The sequence below is a fragment of the Nocardioides sp. genome, assembly GCF_030019515.1.
Taxonomy (GTDB): domain Bacteria; phylum Actinomycetota; class Actinomycetes; order Propionibacteriales; family Nocardioidaceae; genus Nocardioides.
Genome location: NZ_JASEEQ010000014.1, coordinates 123,995 through 139,586 on the forward strand (window position 1 = coordinate 123,995; position 15,592 = coordinate 139,586).

Below are 15,592 nucleotides of genomic sequence, written 5' to 3' on the forward strand. Positions count from 1 at the left end.
GCAGAGATCAGGCGGCGACGGCGCGGTCGACGTCGAGGGCCAGCAGGAGCCGGTCCTCGAGCTTGTAGGCCCCGAGAAGGAGGTCGCGCGAGACGCCGACGAGGGTGTCCGGCGGCGGCTCGAACTGGTCGTCGTCGACGTCGACGACCGAGCCGATGGTGTCGACCATCAGGGCCACGGGCTCGCCCGCGACCCGGATCACCACGAGCATCGGCTCGGTGTCGCCGTCACGGTCCGGCAGCTCCAGCAGCGCGCGCAGGTCGATGGCGCTGAGCACCTGGCCACGCAGGTTGATCAGCCCGGCCAAGGTGACCGGGGACAGCGGGATCCGCGTCCTGGCCTGGCCGCGCAGCACCTCCTGCACCGCCTCGACGTCGACGCCGTAGAGGTGTCCGTCGAGGGTGAAGGTCACCATCCGGGTGCTCACACCGCCTCCTGGAGCTCGCCGCGGAGGTCGATCTCGACGTCCGGGTCTGAGTAGAACTTCGGGTCGGCGGCGAGGATCGCCGCGCGTACGTCGAGGACCTCGACGATCCGGTCGCGGATCAGCGTGGAGCCGACCAGGCCGTGGTCGTCGATGTCGCTGTGGACGTCGGTCTCCTCGTCGACGATGTCGATGATCTCGTCGACGACGATCGCCACGCTGCGCGAGCCGGCCGAGTAGACGACGACCACCAGGTCGTCGCCGGCGCGCTCGCTGATCGCGCCGAGGTGCCGGTCCAGTCGCAGCAGCGGCAGGATCGCGCCGCGGTACTGGACGACCTCGCGGCTGCCCACCACCTCGACCGTGCTGGCCGCGATGTTCTCCAGCCGGGTGACCGAGGAGAGCGGGATCGCGACGCGGCGACCGCCGCCGATGCCGGCGACCAGCATCCGCAGGTGCTCACTGGTCGCCTTCTGCTCCTCGGCCGCGGTGCCGACGGCGCCGCGCTCGAGGGCCTCGGCGGTCAGTGCCCGGCGGGCCAGCGCCTGGACGTCGAGGATCAGGGCGACCCGCCCGTCACCGAGGATCGTCGCGCCGGAGTAGGTCCCCAGCGACTTCAGCCGGGAGGTCAGCGGCTTCACCACGATCTCCTCGGTGCTGAGCACCCGGTCGATGACCAGGCCGAAGCGCTTGCCCTCGGCCTGGAGCACCGCGATGAGCACGTGCCCGTCGGACCGGTCGGACTCGACGCCGAGGACGTCGGTGAGGCGGACCAGCGGGAGCAGGGCACCACGCAGCCGGTAGACCGACGCGCCGTTGACGTCCTCCACGGCGGTGGCGGCCCGGTCGGCGTCGAGCGCGACCAGCTCCAGCAGGCTGACCTGCGGGATCGCGTACCGGTCGCCCGCACACTCCACCGTGAGCGCCGGCACGATCGCCAGCGTCAGCGGGATGCGCAGTCGGCAGGTGGTGCCCCGGCCGACCACGGACTCGACCTCGATGGTCCCGCCGATGGCCTCGATGTTGGTCTTCACCACGTCCATGCCGACACCACGCCCGGAGACGTTGGTGACGGCCTGGGCGGTCGAGAAGCCCGGCAGGAAGATCAGCTGGAGGATGTCGGCCGGCGACATCTGGGCGAGCTGGGCGGTGGTGCGCAGGCCGCTGGCCAGCGCCTTCTCCGCGATCCGGTCGGCGTCGATGCCGGCCCCGTCGTCACACACCTCGACGACCACCTGGCCGCCTTCGTGGTACGCGCGCAGGGTCAGCACGCCCTCGGCGGGCTTGCCGGCCGCGACCCGGCCCTCGGGGGTCTCGAGGCCGTGGTCGACCGCGTTCCGGACCAGGTGGGTCAGCGGGTCCTTGACCGACTCCAGGAGCGAGCGGTCGAGCTCGGTCTCCCGGCCCACCATGGCCAACGACACGGTCTTGCCGCAGGCGGCGCCCAGGTCGCGCACGACGCGCGGGAGCTTGGACCAGAGGTGGTCGATCGGCTGCATGCGGGTCTTCATGACCCCCTCCTGCAGCTCGGTCGCGATCAGGTTGAGGCGCTGCGCGGAGCGGGTCAGGTCCAGGTCGTCCTGGTCGCCCGCCTGGCGCACGATCTGGTTGCGGGTGAGCACCAGCTCACCGACGAGGCGCATCAGGGCGTCGAGCAGCTCGACGTCGACGCGGATCGAGGAGTCGGCGACGTTCCGACGGGTCGAGACCTCCTCGGCGGGCTCGGTGGCCTTCGCGGGGGCGGCGACGGGGGTCGGCTCGTGCTCGTGCTCGGGCTCGGGCTCGGGCTCGACCGCAGCCTGCGGCTCGTCCTCGGGCTCGGGATCGGGCAGCAGCTCGGCGATGGGGGTCGGGGCGGCCTGGGCCGCGGTGCCGTCCAGTACGGCGGTGATCCGCTCCACGACCGCGGTCACATCGATATCACCCTCGGTGCCACAGTCCTCGATCACGGCCAGCAGCTCGCGCACCTTGTCGACCATGGCGAGCAGCACGTCGGTGGTCTGCGGCGTCATCGACATCTTGCCGTCGCGCAACCGGGCGAGCAGGTTCTCCCCGACGTGGGTCACCGACTCCAGGCTGCCGAACGCCAGGAACCCGCTGGTCCCCTTGATGGTGTGGATGGTCCTGAAGATGCTGCCCAACAGGTCACGCGAGCCGGGCTCCCTCTCGAGCGCGACCAGGTCCCGGTCCAGTTGGTCCAGGTTCTCGTGGCTCTCCACGAGAAACTCCTGGACGATCTCGTCGATCTCTTCCACCGTGCCGGCCCTCTCGTCGGGTGACGTACGAGGGCCTCATCGGCCGATCTGCCATCGATCTGAGGATGGTGCAGACATTTCTGCACCGTTGTCGCAGGTCAGCCGTGGGCTGAGGCCCAGAAGACGGCGACGCAGATGTTGGCGACGGTGAGGATCAGGAGCAGCGCCCACAGGCCGTTGGCGATCCGCTCCTTGCGCAGGTTGGCCATCACCAGCACCAGGATCACCAGGCCGATGACGCCCTTGACGGCGATCTTGGTGTTGTCGAGGGTGCCGTCGTCGGCCTCGATCACCCCGACCAGGAGCAGGCCGGCGAGGAACGCCGTCCCGGCGCCGTCGCGCATCAGCGAGTTCACGGTCTTCTCGGGGCTGCGCGCCTGCACGAGCAGTCCGCCCACGAGGGCCGCGAAGCCGAGCATGTGGACGACGAGCAGCACGTGGCGCAGGAACTCCATGGGAGGAGCCTAGTGGGCGGCTCAGAGCAGTCGGCGGTCCGAGGCCCAGCGGGTGAGCTCGTGCCGGGACGAGAGCTGGAGCTTGCGCAGCACGCTGGACATGTGGGTCTCGACGGTCTTGATCGAGATGAACAGCTCCTTCGCGACCTCCTTGTAGGCGTAGCCGCGGGCGATCAGGCGCATCACCTCCCGCTCCCGCTCGGTGAGCCGGTCGAGGTCCTCGTCCACGGCGGCCACGGCGATCGAGCCGGAGAACGCGTCGAGCACGAAGCCCGCCAGTCGGGGCGAGAACACGGCGTCCCCCTCGGCCACGCGGCCGATCGCCTGGACCAGCTCGGGCCCGGTGATGGTCTTGGTGACGTAGCCACGGGCGCCGCCGCGGATGGTGCCGATGACATCCTCGGCGGCGTCGCTGACCGACAGCGCGAGGTACCGGGTGTCCGGGGAGGCGTGCGAGGCCGTCACCCGACGCATCACCTCGGCCCCGCCCCCGCCCGGGAGGTGAACATCGAGCAGCACCACGTCCGGGTGGTGGGTCGACACCGCCGCCACCGCCTCGTCCACGTCGGCGGCCTCCGCGAGCACCCGGACCAGCCCGCGCCCGGCGCTCTCGAGCTCGGCGCGCACCCCGCGCCGGAACATCGCGTGGTCGTCGACGATCACGATCGCCACCGGTCCCGAGACTCGGGGTGCCGGGTGCTGCTCACTCATCGTTCTCCTCCTGTCGCGGCTGCCGGGACAGGTGCAGGCGCACCTCGGTCCCCTCGCCGGGCACCGACCGGATCTCGGCCGTGCCTCCGTGACGCTGCATCCGGTCGACGATGCTGCGGCGCACGCCGTACCGGTCGGCCGGCACCGCTGCGGGGTCGAAGCCCCGCCCCCGGTCGCGGACGAAGACGTCCACCGCACCGTCCGTCACCTCGGCATAGACGTCGACCTTGCCGGTGCCGGCGTGCTTGGCGGCGTTCGTCACCGCCTCGCCGGTCGCGTTCACGACCGGTCGCAGCGCCTCCTCGAAGTCGCAGTCGCCGACGGTGACGACGTCGACGGAGACGCCGTACTCGTCCTCGACGCGGGCAGCGGCGCCGCGCAGTGCGCTGGCGACGGTGCGCTCGTCGGTCGACTCGCCCGCGTAGAGCCAGGACCGCAGGTCCCGCTCCTGGGCCCGGGCCAGCCGGGCGACGGCGGTGGCGTCGTCGGCGTTCTTCTGGATCAGCGCGAGGGTCTGCAGGACCGAGTCGTGCAGGTGGGCGGCGACGTCCGCGCGCTCCTGGGTCCGCACCCGCTCGGCGCGCTCGTCGCTGAGGTCGGAGGCGAGCCGGTAGATCCACGGCCCGATCACGATCGCGAGGCCCACGATGCTGAGCAGCGCGGCGACCGTGACGTCGCGGGCCATCCCCAGCGAGCCGCCGTGCGCGGAGTAGAGGACCAGCGCGAGCACGATGAGCAGCACGCCGGCGCCGACGCGGGCGTACGACGCCCAGCCGCCGGGCCCGAAGACCACCCGCACCGGGTCGATCCGACCGGTGTTGTCGAGCCAGCGCTCGCGCTGCGCCTCGTCGGCCTGCCGCCACAGCAGGGCGATCCCCACGACGGCGATCGCCACCGGCCAGAAGATCGCCCCGCGGCCGAGCACCGCCTCGAGCAGCAGGATCGCACCGAGGCCGAGCGCGGCCAGCGCGACCGCCGGCCCGATGTCGCCGAGGCGCCGGATCCGGCCCGGGCGGCGACCGCCGCGAGTGGCGCTCTCGATGCCCGGGGCACCCGTCTCGAAGTGGGCGTCCGACGGCAGCAGCCACCACAGGCCGGCGTAGAACACCACCCCGAAGCCGCCCAGGAACGCGGCCAGCACGAAGCCGGCGCGCACCCAGAGGACCGGGAACGCGAGGTGCCGGGCCAGCCCCGCCGCCACACCGCCGAGGATCGGCTCCTGGCTGTCTCGGGTCGCGCGTCGGCCGCCGTACGGGACCGCCGCCGATCGCGGGCCGGGCCGGCCGGCGTCGGCGGTGGCGTGTGCGCTGCTCATCTCCCCCTCATCGTCTCATCGCGGGGGGTCACAGACCATGAGGGCGAACCCCGAGCCGCCCCTGAGTGCGGGGCCCCGTCCTCAGCCCAGGATCAGGGCAGTCCCCGATGGTGCGCGGCCCCGCGACCTAGCAGGCTGGGGCCATGACCACCACACCGCCCGAAGCACCATCCGACCCGCAGCCGCAGCACCCCACCGGGAGCACCGGGCCGCGGGTCGACCGCGACCAGGTCCGCGACCTCGGCCGCCTGCGCCGCTCTGTCACCGACCGCAAGGTCGCGGGCGTGGCCGGTGGCCTCGGGCGGCACCTCGACATCGACCCCCTGATCCTGCGGGTGGCGTTCGTGGTGCTCGTGTTCTTCGGCGGCGCCGGCCTGATCCTGTACGGCGCCTGCTGGCTGCTCGTGCCGGAGGACGGCGCCGTCCGGGCGCCGTTCAACCTCGACGAGCGCAGCCGGTCGGTCGCGCTGGTCATCGTCGGCGTGATCGCCGCCCTCGCCCTGATCGGCGACTCCTGGGGCGCCTTCTGGTTCCCCTGGCCGCTCGCGATCATCGCGCTGGTCGTCCTGTGGCTACTGACCCGCAACAACCCGCCGCGTCCGGTGCCGCCCGTCACGCCGGGCCCGCCGCCCGCGCAGCCGACGTACCACCAGCCAGCACCGGCCCCCGCCCAGCCGACGTACGCGCAGCCGACGTACGCCGTCCCGCCGCCGGCGTACGTGCCGCCGACGTACGTGCCCCCCGCGACCTACGTGCCGCGGCCGCCGAACCCACGCAAGCGCGGCCCGATCCTGTTCTGGTTCACCCTGGCGCTGATCGCGCTGGCCGAGGGCGTCCTGGGCATGATCGACCTCGCGGGCACGGGCGTCGCCGACGCGGCCTACCCCGCCCTGGCCGTGGGGATCTCCGGCCTGATGCTCGTGGTCGGCGCGTTCTTCGGACGGGCGGGCGGCATCATCGCGCTCGGCCTGCTGGCCACGGTCGTGCTGACCGGCGTCACCGCCGCCGACCGGTGGGACGGCGACGAGGTCATCGAGACCCCGCCGACCGCGGCGGCCGTGGACGACCGCTACTGGCTGGGCGCCGGTGAGCAGGTCATCGACCTGCGCGAGGTGGCCGACCTCGACCGGCTCGACGGCCGCACCATCGAGATCGAGGGCGGCATCGGGCACATCGAGGTCATCCTCCCCGACGGCCTGGCCGCCACCGTCCAGGCCGACGTCGACGGCCCCGGCAACATCAAGGTCTTCGACCTCGAGCGCGGCGGGATCGACACCACCCTCAACTCCTTCGACGGGTCGCAGCTCGACCCGGAGATCACCATCGACGCCCAGCTCGGCGTCGGACAGATCGAGGTGCACCGATGAGCACGACCACCACCCAGCCCACCTTCCCGGAGCGCCAGTCCGGCCGGCACCCGGTCAACGTCGGGCACCTGGTCATGGGGATCGCGTTCCTCGGCCTGGTCGGCGTCTGGGCCCTGATCCAGGGCGACGTCGTCGGCAACGGCGACGTGCGCTGGCTGATGCCGGTCCCGTGGGTGCTCGCCGGCCTGGCCGGGCTGCTCGCCGTGGGCCTCTCGGGCAGCAAGCGCTGGTCGACCCGGCAGACCGGCTGGGTCGGGCCCACCGAGGCCGAGCACACCACCGTCCTCGACGAGACCCCGGACGAGGAGCGGTAGGCCGCCCTCCACAATGGTGGCCATGTCCGCCCCGGCCTTCGGCTCCCTGGAGACCGTCCCCGCCCTCGACCGTCCCGACCTGCTCGCCGCCCCGGTGGCCGCCGCCCTGAGCGGTTGGCCGGGCGCCGCGCAGGTCGGGGTCGTCGAGATCGACCCGGCGATCGCCGACACGGCCGCGCTGGCCGAGGCCTACGACCTGCCGATGTCGACCGGCGCGAACTGCGTCGTGGTCGCCGGGCGCCGCGACGGGACGGAGCGGGTCGCGGCGTGCCTGGTGCGCGCCGACACCCGCGCCGACGTCAACGGCCTGGTCAAGCGCACCCTCGACGTCCGCAAGGCGTCGTTCCTCGCCGTGGAGCGCGCGGTCGAGGAGTCGGGCATGGAGTACGGCGGCATCACGCCGCTCGGCCTGCCCGCGGGCTGGCGGCTGCTGGTCGACCCGCGGGTGCTCGACATCGACGTCGCGGTGATCGGGTCGGGCGTGCGCCGCTCGAAGCTGTTGCTCCCCGGCGCACTGACCGCGGAACTGCCCGGCGCCGAGGTTGTGACGGGCCTCGCCGGGTAACACTGTCGCCATGAGCGACGATCAGCAGCCTCCCAAGGAGAACCCGAAGTCGGGTCGGCGCGAGACCGAGGCGGAGCGGCTGGACCGCAAGTGGGAGGACCTGCTCCAGGAGCTGCGGGTCATGCAGACCGGCGCGCAGCTGCTCGCCGGCTTCCTGCTGACGCTGCCGTTCCAGGACAAGTTCGACACCCTCGACGACTTCCAGACCGGGGTCTACCTCGGGCTGGTACTACTGGCCACCCTGACCACGGCGCTGATCATGGGCCCGGTCGCCATCCATCGGCGGCTGTCCGGGCGGCACGTCAAGGAGCGGCTGGTCGCCTCCGCCCATGTGCTCGTCTGGGGCGTCCTCACCGCGATCGCCCTGCTGGTGACCGGGATCGTGATGTTCATCTTCGACATGGTCGTCGACCTCACCTGGGCCAGCATCGCCGCCGGCGCGATGGCGCTGGTGCTGGTGACTCTGCTGGTGGTGCTCCCCCACCGGCTGATGAGACAGGAGGACCTCTCGGCGCCGTAGCCGAGGACCGGTCCCCGGCTCTTGCCCCGACCGCAACCGTGACAGTTATGCTGTCACAATGAAGCTCTCGATGCCGCTGATGTACGGCGGGAACCCACGTGAGACCGCCGACCAGGTCGCCGGGCTCGAGAAGGCCGGCCTGGACACCCTCTGGGTCGCCGAGCCATACGGCTTCGACGCCCCCACGCTGATGGGCTACCTGGCCGCGAAGACCGAGACCGTCGAGATCGGCGCCGGGATCCTCAACGTCTACTCGCGCACCCCAGGCGCGCTGCTGCAGACGGCGGCCGGGCTGGACAACGTGTCCGGCGGACGCGCGGTCATCGGCCTGGGCGCGTCGGGTCCGCAGGTGATCGAGGGCTTCCACGGCCTCCCCTATGACAAGCCGCTGGGCCGCACCCGCGAGGTCATCGAGATCATCCGGATGGGACTGCGCCGCGAGTCGCTGGTCCACGACGGGATCCTCACGCTGCCGCTGCCGGCCGACCAGGGACTGGGCCTGGGCAAGCCGCTGAAGCTGCTGAACAAGCCCGAGCGCCCCGCCGTACCCCTCTGGGTCGCGGCGCTCGGCGACAAGAACGTCGCGATGACCGCCGAGGTCGCCGACGGCTGGCTGCCGTTCCTGTTCCTCCCGGAGAAGGCCCAGGAGGTCTGGGGCGACGCGCTGGCCCGCGGCGCTGCGAAGCGCTCGGCCGACCTCGGACCGCTGGAGATCAGCGCCGGCGGCATGGTCGCGATCGGCGAGGACGTGAAGGGGATGCTCGACTTCATGCGGCCGATGTACGCCCTCTACGTCGGCGGCATGGGCGCACGCGGCAAGAACTTCTACAACGAGCTCGCCTGCCACTACGGCTACGAGAAGGAGGCCAAGGAGATCCAGGACCTCTACCTCGACGGCAACAAGCGCGACGCCGAGGCGAAGGTGCCGCTCCAGTGGCTCGAGGCCGGCAACCTGGTCGGCCCCGCGTCGTACGTCAAGGAGCGCATCGCCGCGTTCCGCGAGGCCGGCGTGACCAGCCTCCAGGTCTCCCCCGCGTCCGACGACCCGGCCGCGACCATCGCGCAGATCAAGGAATGGGTGTCCTGATGGCTCCCCAGAGTGCCACGCAGCAGGCAAGCATCCTGGAGCAGGAGCACGAGGACTTCCGCGGCACCGTCCGCGCCTTCCTGGAGAAGGAGGTCGTCCCGCACCACGAGCAGTGGGAGAAGGACGGCCAGGTCAGCCGCGAGGTCTGGCGCAAGGCCGGCGAGCACGGTCTGCTGTGCTTCGACGTCGAGGAGGAGTACGGCGGCGCCGGGGTCAAGGACTTCCGCTACAACATGGTCGTCGCCGAGGAGATGTGCCGGGTCGGCGCGAGCGGCCCCGGCTTCCCGGTGCACACCGACATCATCGTCCCCTACATCAGCCAGCTCGGGACGCCCGAGCAGAAGGCCCGCTGGCTGCCCGGCCTGGTCAGCGGCGAGATCATCTCCGCGATCGCGATGACCGAGCCGGGCGCCGGCTCGGACCTCCAGGGCATCAAGACCACCGCGATCGACAAGGGCGATCACTACGTCCTGAACGGGTCGAAGACGTTCATCAGCAACGGCATCCTCTCCGACCTCGTGATCGTCGTGTGCCGCACCGACCCCGACGCCGGCCACCAGGGCATCAGCCTGCTCGTCATCGAGCGCGGGATGAAGGGCTTCGAGCGCGGCCGCAACCTGGACAAGATGGGCATGAAGGCCCAGGACACCGCGGAGCTGTTCTTCGACGAGGTCGAGGTCCCCAAGGAGAACCTGCTCGGCGCCGAGGGCTCCGGCTTCGTCTCGCTGATGGTCAACCTCGCCCAGGAGCGGATCTCGATCGCCGTGATGGCGGTCGCCGCCATCGAGCAGATGCTCGAGGTCTCCCTCGCCTACGCCAAGGAGCGGCAGGCCTTCGGCAAGCCGATCGGCAGCTTCCAGCACAACCGCTTCCTGCTCGCCGAGATGGCGACCGACGCCCACATCGCCCGGGTGTTCGTCAACGACTGCGTGCTCAAGCTCAACGCCGGCCAGGTCGACCCCGCCCTCGCTTCGATGGCGAAGTGGTGGACGACCGAGACCCAGAAGAAGGTCGTCGACCAGGCCGTCCAGCTGCACGGCGGCTACGGCTACATGATGGAGTACCCCGTCGCCCGGGCCTACGTCGACAGCCGGATCCAGACCATCTACGGCGGCACCACCGAGATCCAGAAGGAGATCATCGGCCGCTCCCTCGGCGTCTGAGCCCGGACCATCGGTGGTCGAGCTTGTCGAGGCCCCGCACCGATGCGGGGCAGCAACCACGAGAGCGCACGAGGACCTGCGCGTGGTGACGGACGCTCGGCGGCCGTCGGGCCGGTGCGTGGTCCCGGTCCCTGGATTTCGAAATATCGTGGTTGCGGTCGGCGTCTGGTCACCGGAGGGTGGTTATGGCGCACTTCCGGCTTGCGGTTCGCCGTGGTCGACGGGCTGTGGTGACGGCCGAACGACAATCAATTCTGGTGATCTGGGACCGATGAGGTGCCGCTCCGCGGTCCGACGACCGCGCCACTCACCCGGCGAGTAGGGGTCGCTCACCACCGCGAGCCGCACGGAACCAGATCCGTTACGTCGACGATCGTGTCCCGATCGCGGCGGAAGGACGCACGCCAATCGTGCGCTGAGGCGGTAACACGGATCACGAATTGCGCGCTGTGCGGTCTACGACTCGAGGCTTGGGCGGAGGAGGTAGGTCGAGTCTTGGATGTCGACATCGCCATCACGGTCGCTGTGCTCCAGGGCAAAGGCGACAATGGCCTCGAGTGATACGGCGTCAAACACCTCCTCTAATGGCTTCTTGCCCATTCCAAATATCAGGCGTCCATCGGGCAGCTTCTCGATGTCCCAGGCCTTCTGCTTCCCATCCTCGGTGACCTTCGTAGTTGCGATGATCTGACTTTCGTCGATCTCCGCCTCGTGGAGGTGCTCGATGGCGTTGCGCGCCCGCCTCAGGCCCGGCACTTCAGGCACGGTGGGATCGGCAATTCGCACCCACTGCTGCGCCAGGTGAGCCGAGATGACCAATCGACAACCTGCAATCCACATGGCCTGGACCCACCGAGCGAAGTGTCTCTCGGTAGGTGACCAGTCCTCACCTCGGTCGATAGCCCAGTTGGCCCAACTGCACTGACGAGCCGCCTGGTAGTACCGCTGCGCATCGTCCAGCGTAAGTCGGCACCAGAGCGCAGACATCACGTCAGGATGACCCAAGCCGCCAACGCCGATCGCGGGGAATCCGGCAGCCGCGCGGCCGGGGAGAAACCTTGGCCACGGTTCGCGGTCATCGAATGGCTCGGTGGGTGGCCACGCGAATGTCATCCTCGATCCTTTCCAGCCGTAGGCGTTGGGCGCGAGGTGAAGGTTGGCAACGCGCTCCAAACGACCCGGAGAATGCCATGCGTTCCCGGGTCTATCCCGGGTTAGCTGGCATGGGCACCTTCGGTGTTGACGGCACGCGCCGATCGCAGAGCTTCAGAGTAGACTGCCCTACCGGCAGCGCGCCGACGCCAGCAGAGACCGGACGCAACGCGTGCTGACGTCAGTCCCACGCGGCGGAATGACCTGGTCACAGCAGGTGCCGAAGCGGGGCAACCTCCTAGGTGACTTTCGCGATGAGGCGGCCCCAGGTTGCGTCCCAAGAGAGCTCAATCCTCTTCGGCCCGTCCGCGGCCAACCGGACTCGGCGGGACCGCAGCCGTGACTTGAACCGGATCTCCCCGTCGGTCTCTATGTCGAAAGTGAGCCTGCCGTTGTGTTCCACGACCCCCACCTGGAGTCCGTTCCAGAACACCTTGACCGAGGTTTTCGCCAGAGACTGTGGTTGCGTCGAACCGAGCACCTCGACAAGTGAGGCCACCGGAGCGGCTGCCGGAGGGGCAACTGGGGCGGGTGCCGTTGCCGGTGGTGTGAACCTCGGCTTCTGGACCACATGGGGCGCTTGCCCTGGTGCCAAACGCGTGACGAACCAGTCGTCATCGAGCTCGCTGGCGATCACGTATTCATTGAGTGCGAAATCGAGACCGTTCATCACCCGGCGCGCCAACCCCACGCCGATGCCGAACATCTGTGTCGGGTCGGCGCCTGCGCGGAGGAGCGTGCGAACGATCGCGTTGTAGTCGTCGGCAGTGGTCCCAGCCGGTCTCTGCTGCGGTGACACCGCCATCATTGAGGCGAAGACCAACGGCGTGTGACCGGACGCGTTGGCCGGCGGGCCTGCCGAAGCGCCGGCCGACACCAGAAGTTCAGCAGTGCTGGCACGCCCACGCGACACTGCGTAGAACAGTGCGGTGTCGCCGTCCCGGTCGGTCTCGTCGAAGTCGGCCCCATACCGGTTGAGTTCCTCCAAGATTTCGTTCTTGCCGCCGCCAGCAGCCAACATCGCCGCGGTGATGCCGTCGGCGTCGGCGCCGCTCGCGTCGGCGCCGCGCTGGAGGAGCAGCTTCAGGAGGTCGACCCAACCCTTGTCGGCCGCGAATCTGACACACGTCCCGTTCGCCCCGGCCAGGTCAGGGTCCGCCCCGTGCTCGAGCAGAACCTCGGCGATCTCCAGGTTGCCATTGGATACCGCGTAGTAGAGAGCTGTGTCCCCGTCAACATCGACGGCATTGATGTCCGTCCCATCCCGCAACAGTTCGACCACCTGGTCTTCGTCACCGACGGCCGACCAATGCATGAGAAGCGTCCGTTCTCCGGGGAGGCTGTACACCTCTGGCGCCGCGGCCGAGCCGAACGCAGGTGAAGTTCGCCGGCCGGCGGTGGCGTATGCCGAGGTGATGCCGGCCGAAATCGAAGTGATCGCCTCCAGGTCAACCACCTGCACAGGAAGCGCTCGGTCGATACGAGTCCCGTCACCGAGCTCGCCGTACTCGTTCTCTCCCCAGGCCCACACGGTCCCGTCACTCTTGAGGGCGTAGGCCGAGTCGCCGTTCGCGGCGACCGCAACAACGTCCGTCAGACCGCTGACGCGCTGCGGCACGTTGCCCGACGTCGAAGTACTTCCCGAGCCGAGCGCGCCGTGCCGGTTGTCTCCCCAAGACCAGACCGTTCCGTCAGCGTTGAGCGCGTAAGCCGTGTTGCACTTCGACACGACCGAGACCACCCCGGTGAGTCCGACGATCTTTTTCGGAGAGTCATGCCGGCTCACCGCTGCCAACGCGTCCTCGAAACCCGACCGAGTGGAGCCGTTGCCAAGTTGGCCAAGCTCGTTGGCGCCCCATGACCAGACCTCGCCGTTGGCGGTTACCGCGTACCCTGCGAACGCGCCAGCGCTGATCGCCACGATTCCTCCCAGCGACCGGTAGGCGACACCATCCATCGCTACAACATCACCCTCGCCGACGTCGCTCGTGACCTGAACAGGCGCTAGGCAGACGTTTCCCGTCTGGAAGCCGCCACACTCCCCGTGTGCGTGGTAGCCCCACGCCCACACGGTGCCGTCGCGGCGCAGCGCGAACCCGGTCCCAAGTCCGGCCGCGACCGACACAACGTCGCTCAGACCGCGAACATGCGCCGGCCCTCGACCCCGGTGGGTGGTGCCGTTGCCCATCTGCCCCACGGTGTTACTGCCCCATGCCCAGACCGTTCCATCTCGCCTCAGTGCACATGCCCAGTCACCGGCGGCTGCGATCTGAACGATGTCGGCGAGGCCAGCGACCGTCACGGGTTCGAACCGGTCAACCTCGGTGCCGTCTCCGATCTTGCCCTCGAGGTTGTGCCCCCAAGCGAGCACCGAGCCGTCCGAACGGAGGGCGTACGCCACGTTGGACGCCGCCTCAATCGCCGCCAGGCCGTCAGGCAGAAGCGCTGCCACCGGCGTCTTCCTGAGGATCGTCGTACCGTCACGCAACTGACCGTGGGTGTTGTTTCCCCACGCGTATACGGGGCCATCGACCGTGAGCATTGTGTGCTGGAGGACCGTCGGATCGGCTTCTTTGGACGCCATGACGGGAGTCTGGCGCAAGCGATCTGGCGGCGGGCACGGAACTTCAACACTCCTAGACCTGCGGTATCCCAGGCGGCGGATAGTCGCACTCGTCGCGCCAAGAGCGAGCGCTCAATGGTGGCGCAGACTCGAGACTTTGGGTGCGGCCGAGCGCTGGAACACCCACACATCTGCCGTCGAGGGCCCAGACTCTGCGTATGGCGCGAGGTAGAGCTCTTACTTTCACAGTCTTCGTGTCGCGCTACGCGGGGGAAAGATCCGCCGCGGCGGCTGATCGTCCGCCGCGGCCAGAGGCGCTCCAGGCGACAAGGCGGATGTTGCGCCTCGCGTCGGCTGATGTTGGTAGCGACCCCGGGCTCATCCAGGCGCAGCGCGCCCTGCGGCGATGCCTCTACCTACTCCGAGAAATGTATCGCCTTGAGAAGTCAGCGCCAGAAGCATGTGCACTCGTTGCGCGTGCAATCATCGAGACGGCTCTGGTCGGCGCCTTTCTGGCAATCACACCCGATTCCAGCGAGCGCTTCATCAAGAAGCAGGCGAAGCACTCAAGACGTCTCCGCTCACGTCTGCTTGCCAACAGCAATGAAGATGTTCACGACGTTCTGGCCGATGCCGAGTTTCTCGCTGCGCCACTCGACGCCAGCCTGGACGGATTTCGTGCCGCACCCGACTTCTCCCAGATCGCCCAACAACTCGATATGCACCCACCATTCGCGGAAGGCTCTCTGGCGACACATCTATACGAGGAGGCCTACGCGTTCCTCTCGAACTATGTCGAACATCCCACGCCTCTGAGCTTGGCGAGGCATTCTCGCGTCCAGCACTTCCGGCTGCCCAGGCGGCGATTCGCTCCCCACAGTCCGGTCGATCCGCGCACGCTCAACCATGTTGCAGCACCAGCTATCGCGGCACTCGCGGGATGTGTGGCGAGGGGCGTCGGGCAGCCACACGAGGTCCTTGACCAGTGGGCTCGGGAGGCCCTTCACGCAGACGGTGGCCGATGGTCCGGATCCCCACTTCGCCACGAGACAGTAACGGCAACCTTGTCGGGGATCGGACTCGATCACCGACGCGCGAACCTGCTGGGTCTGTTGATCAGCGCAACCGGAACCTCGGATGAACTGCGGAAGGCCCCTGTCGCTGAACAGATGATTGCGGTGCTTGAACTGATGGATAGCGGAAAGTCTTGGCGTTCGCTTCTCGCGCTGGCGAGGCACGGCCGAACGGCTCGGACGGCTCTCGAGCTTGAGTGTCTTGGGCTTGAGCCCGCCGACTTCGAACGAGATGCGGAGGTGGCGATGGCCGCGCTTTACCTCGCCTACGCTGGCGTCTGGCCAGTGGATAGGGCAAGCCTGCGGAAGTTGGTCAGAACTGCATCTAAGGGGGCGGCCTCGGTACGACCAGGAGCGTTCAACCGAACTTTAGCCGAGCATCCGCCTCCGATTGGGCTTGCCCTCGCGCGGATGCGCGAACGTCGGTTGCACTTCTAGGAAATCGCTGCGACGACTTCGCTCGGCAAGCGACCACGCCGTCTCGTGAGAATGGTCGGTGGCCGTCAAGACCCAAGTGCAGCAGTTGCCAACATCAAGCACGGACAACTCGCCAGGTGTGCTGGTGCGGTGGGGCATTCTGGGCTACTAGAGACTCCCGGCAGGACCGGCGTCTGGCCAGACTCGGTCT

Annotated in this window: 14 protein-coding genes; 7 read left to right on the forward strand and 7 right to left on the reverse strand. The window is 69.2% G+C overall.

What is annotated here, in order from left to right; translation table 11 throughout:
* Nucleotides 1-7 precede the first annotated feature (7 nt).
* The 5 genes from QMC84_RS18440 to QMC84_RS18460 all read right to left on the reverse strand — a co-directional run bounded on the left by QMC84_RS18440 (nt 8) and on the right by QMC84_RS18460 (nt 5,160).
* Nucleotides 8-427, reverse strand: a complete 420-nt coding sequence (locus QMC84_RS18440) for a chemotaxis protein CheW (protein WP_300377258.1) — start codon at nt 425-427, stop codon at nt 8-10.
* Nucleotides 424-2,679, reverse strand: a complete 2,256-nt coding sequence (locus QMC84_RS18445) for a chemotaxis protein CheA (RefSeq protein WP_300377260.1) — start codon at nt 2,677-2,679, stop codon at nt 424-426. The genes QMC84_RS18440 and QMC84_RS18445 overlap by 4 nt, the downstream gene beginning before the upstream one ends.
* A gap of 98 nt (nt 2,680-2,777) precedes the next feature.
* A complete protein-coding gene (locus QMC84_RS18450) occupies nt 2,778-3,134 on the reverse strand; it encodes a hypothetical protein (protein ID WP_300377262.1) in 357 nt (118 codons plus the stop codon).
* A 21-nt stretch (nt 3,135-3,155) separates the two neighbouring features.
* Nucleotides 3,156-3,845, reverse strand: a complete 690-nt coding sequence (locus QMC84_RS18455) for a response regulator transcription factor (RefSeq protein WP_300377264.1) — start codon at nt 3,843-3,845, stop codon at nt 3,156-3,158.
* Nucleotides 3,838-5,160, reverse strand: coding sequence for an ATP-binding protein (locus tag QMC84_RS18460; RefSeq protein WP_300377266.1), 1,323 nt, complete (start codon nt 5,158-5,160; stop codon nt 3,838-3,840). The genes QMC84_RS18455 and QMC84_RS18460 overlap by 8 nt, the downstream gene beginning before the upstream one ends.
* Nucleotides 5,161-5,303: 143 nt before the next feature.
* On the opposite strand from QMC84_RS18460, the gene QMC84_RS18465 reads away from it, so the two are divergent.
* From QMC84_RS18465 to QMC84_RS18490, 6 genes are read left to right on the forward strand one after another with little or no spacing between them, the layout of a single operon-like run.
* Nucleotides 5,304-6,527, forward strand: coding sequence for a PspC domain-containing protein (locus QMC84_RS18465; protein WP_300377268.1), 1,224 nt, complete (start codon nt 5,304-5,306; stop codon nt 6,525-6,527).
* Nucleotides 6,524-6,841: a hypothetical protein gene (locus QMC84_RS18470; RefSeq protein WP_300377270.1), complete on the forward strand. Its 318-nt coding sequence runs from the start codon at nt 6,524-6,526 to the stop codon at nt 6,839-6,841. Before QMC84_RS18465 ends, QMC84_RS18470 begins: the two co-directional genes overlap by 4 nt.
* 22 nt (nt 6,842-6,863) lie before the next feature.
* The gene (locus tag QMC84_RS18475) at nt 6,864-7,406 is read left to right on the forward strand and encodes a YbaK/EbsC family protein (RefSeq protein WP_300377272.1); all 543 of its coding nucleotides are present in this window, start codon (nt 6,864-6,866) and stop codon (nt 7,404-7,406) included.
* Nucleotides 7,407-7,416: 10 nt separating this feature from the next.
* On the forward strand, nt 7,417-7,926 hold the full coding sequence (locus tag QMC84_RS18480) for a DUF6328 family protein (RefSeq protein ID WP_300377274.1): 510 nt from the start codon (nt 7,417-7,419) through the stop codon (nt 7,924-7,926).
* 58 nt (nt 7,927-7,984) lie between these two features.
* Nucleotides 7,985-9,013 (forward strand): LLM class F420-dependent oxidoreductase, encoded by a 1,029-nt coding sequence (locus tag QMC84_RS18485; protein WP_300377276.1) that lies wholly within the window; start codon nt 7,985-7,987, stop codon nt 9,011-9,013.
* A complete protein-coding gene (locus tag QMC84_RS18490) occupies nt 9,013-10,176 on the forward strand; it encodes an acyl-CoA dehydrogenase family protein (protein WP_300377278.1) in 1,164 nt (387 codons plus the stop codon). The genes QMC84_RS18485 and QMC84_RS18490 overlap by 1 nt, the downstream gene beginning before the upstream one ends.
* Before the next feature lie 456 nt (nt 10,177-10,632).
* Here the strand turns inward: QMC84_RS18490 and QMC84_RS18495 are convergent, their stop codons facing one another.
* Together QMC84_RS18495 and QMC84_RS18500 are read right to left on the reverse strand one after the other, a co-directional pair.
* Nucleotides 10,633-11,289, reverse strand: coding sequence for a hypothetical protein (locus QMC84_RS18495; RefSeq protein ID WP_300377280.1), 657 nt, complete (start codon nt 11,287-11,289; stop codon nt 10,633-10,635).
* A gap of 277 nt (nt 11,290-11,566) precedes the next feature.
* The gene (locus QMC84_RS18500) at nt 11,567-13,912 is read right to left on the reverse strand and encodes an ankyrin repeat domain-containing protein (protein ID WP_300377282.1); all 2,346 of its coding nucleotides are present in this window, start codon (nt 13,910-13,912) and stop codon (nt 11,567-11,569) included.
* Nucleotides 13,913-14,319: 407 nt separating this feature from the next.
* Between QMC84_RS18500 and QMC84_RS22445 the strand changes: the two genes are divergently transcribed.
* A complete protein-coding gene (locus QMC84_RS22445; RefSeq protein ID WP_366145766.1) occupies nt 14,320-15,402 on the forward strand; it encodes a DUF5677 domain-containing protein in 1,083 nt (360 codons plus the stop codon).
* Nucleotides 15,403-15,592 lie beyond the last annotated feature (190 nt).

What these genes read in the sequence shown, in the direction of transcription:
- QMC84_RS18470 (WP_300377270.1), top strand. Translation starts at nt 6,524, where the DNA reads ATGAGCACGACCACCACCCAGCCCACCTTCCCGGAGCGCCAGTCCGGC.
- QMC84_RS18490 (WP_300377278.1), top strand. Translation starts at nt 9,013, where the DNA reads ATGGCTCCCCAGAGTGCCACGCAGCAGGCAAGCATCCTGGAGCAGGAG.
- QMC84_RS18475 (WP_300377272.1), top strand. Translation starts at nt 6,864, where the DNA reads ATGTCCGCCCCGGCCTTCGGCTCCCTGGAGACCGTCCCCGCCCTCGAC.
- QMC84_RS18450 (WP_300377262.1), bottom strand. Translation starts at nt 3,134, where the DNA reads ATGGAGTTCCTGCGCCACGTGCTGCTCGTCGTCCACATGCTCGGCTTC.
- QMC84_RS18500 (WP_300377282.1), bottom strand. Translation starts at nt 13,912, where the DNA reads ATGGCGTCCAAAGAAGCCGATCCGACGGTCCTCCAGCACACAATGCTC.
- QMC84_RS18455 (WP_300377264.1), bottom strand. Translation starts at nt 3,845, where the DNA reads ATGAGTGAGCAGCACCCGGCACCCCGAGTCTCGGGACCGGTGGCGATC.
- QMC84_RS18460 (WP_300377266.1), bottom strand. Translation starts at nt 5,160, where the DNA reads ATGAGCAGCGCACACGCCACCGCCGACGCCGGCCGGCCCGGCCCGCGA.
- QMC84_RS18480 (WP_300377274.1), top strand. Translation starts at nt 7,417, where the DNA reads ATGAGCGACGATCAGCAGCCTCCCAAGGAGAACCCGAAGTCGGGTCGG.
- QMC84_RS18485 (WP_300377276.1), top strand. Translation starts at nt 7,985, where the DNA reads ATGAAGCTCTCGATGCCGCTGATGTACGGCGGGAACCCACGTGAGACC.
- QMC84_RS18465 (WP_300377268.1), top strand. Translation starts at nt 5,304, where the DNA reads ATGACCACCACACCGCCCGAAGCACCATCCGACCCGCAGCCGCAGCAC.
- QMC84_RS18495 (WP_300377280.1), bottom strand. Translation starts at nt 11,289, where the DNA reads ATGACATTCGCGTGGCCACCCACCGAGCCATTCGATGACCGCGAACCG.
- QMC84_RS22445 (WP_366145766.1), top strand. Translation starts at nt 14,320, where the DNA reads ATGTATCGCCTTGAGAAGTCAGCGCCAGAAGCATGTGCACTCGTTGCG.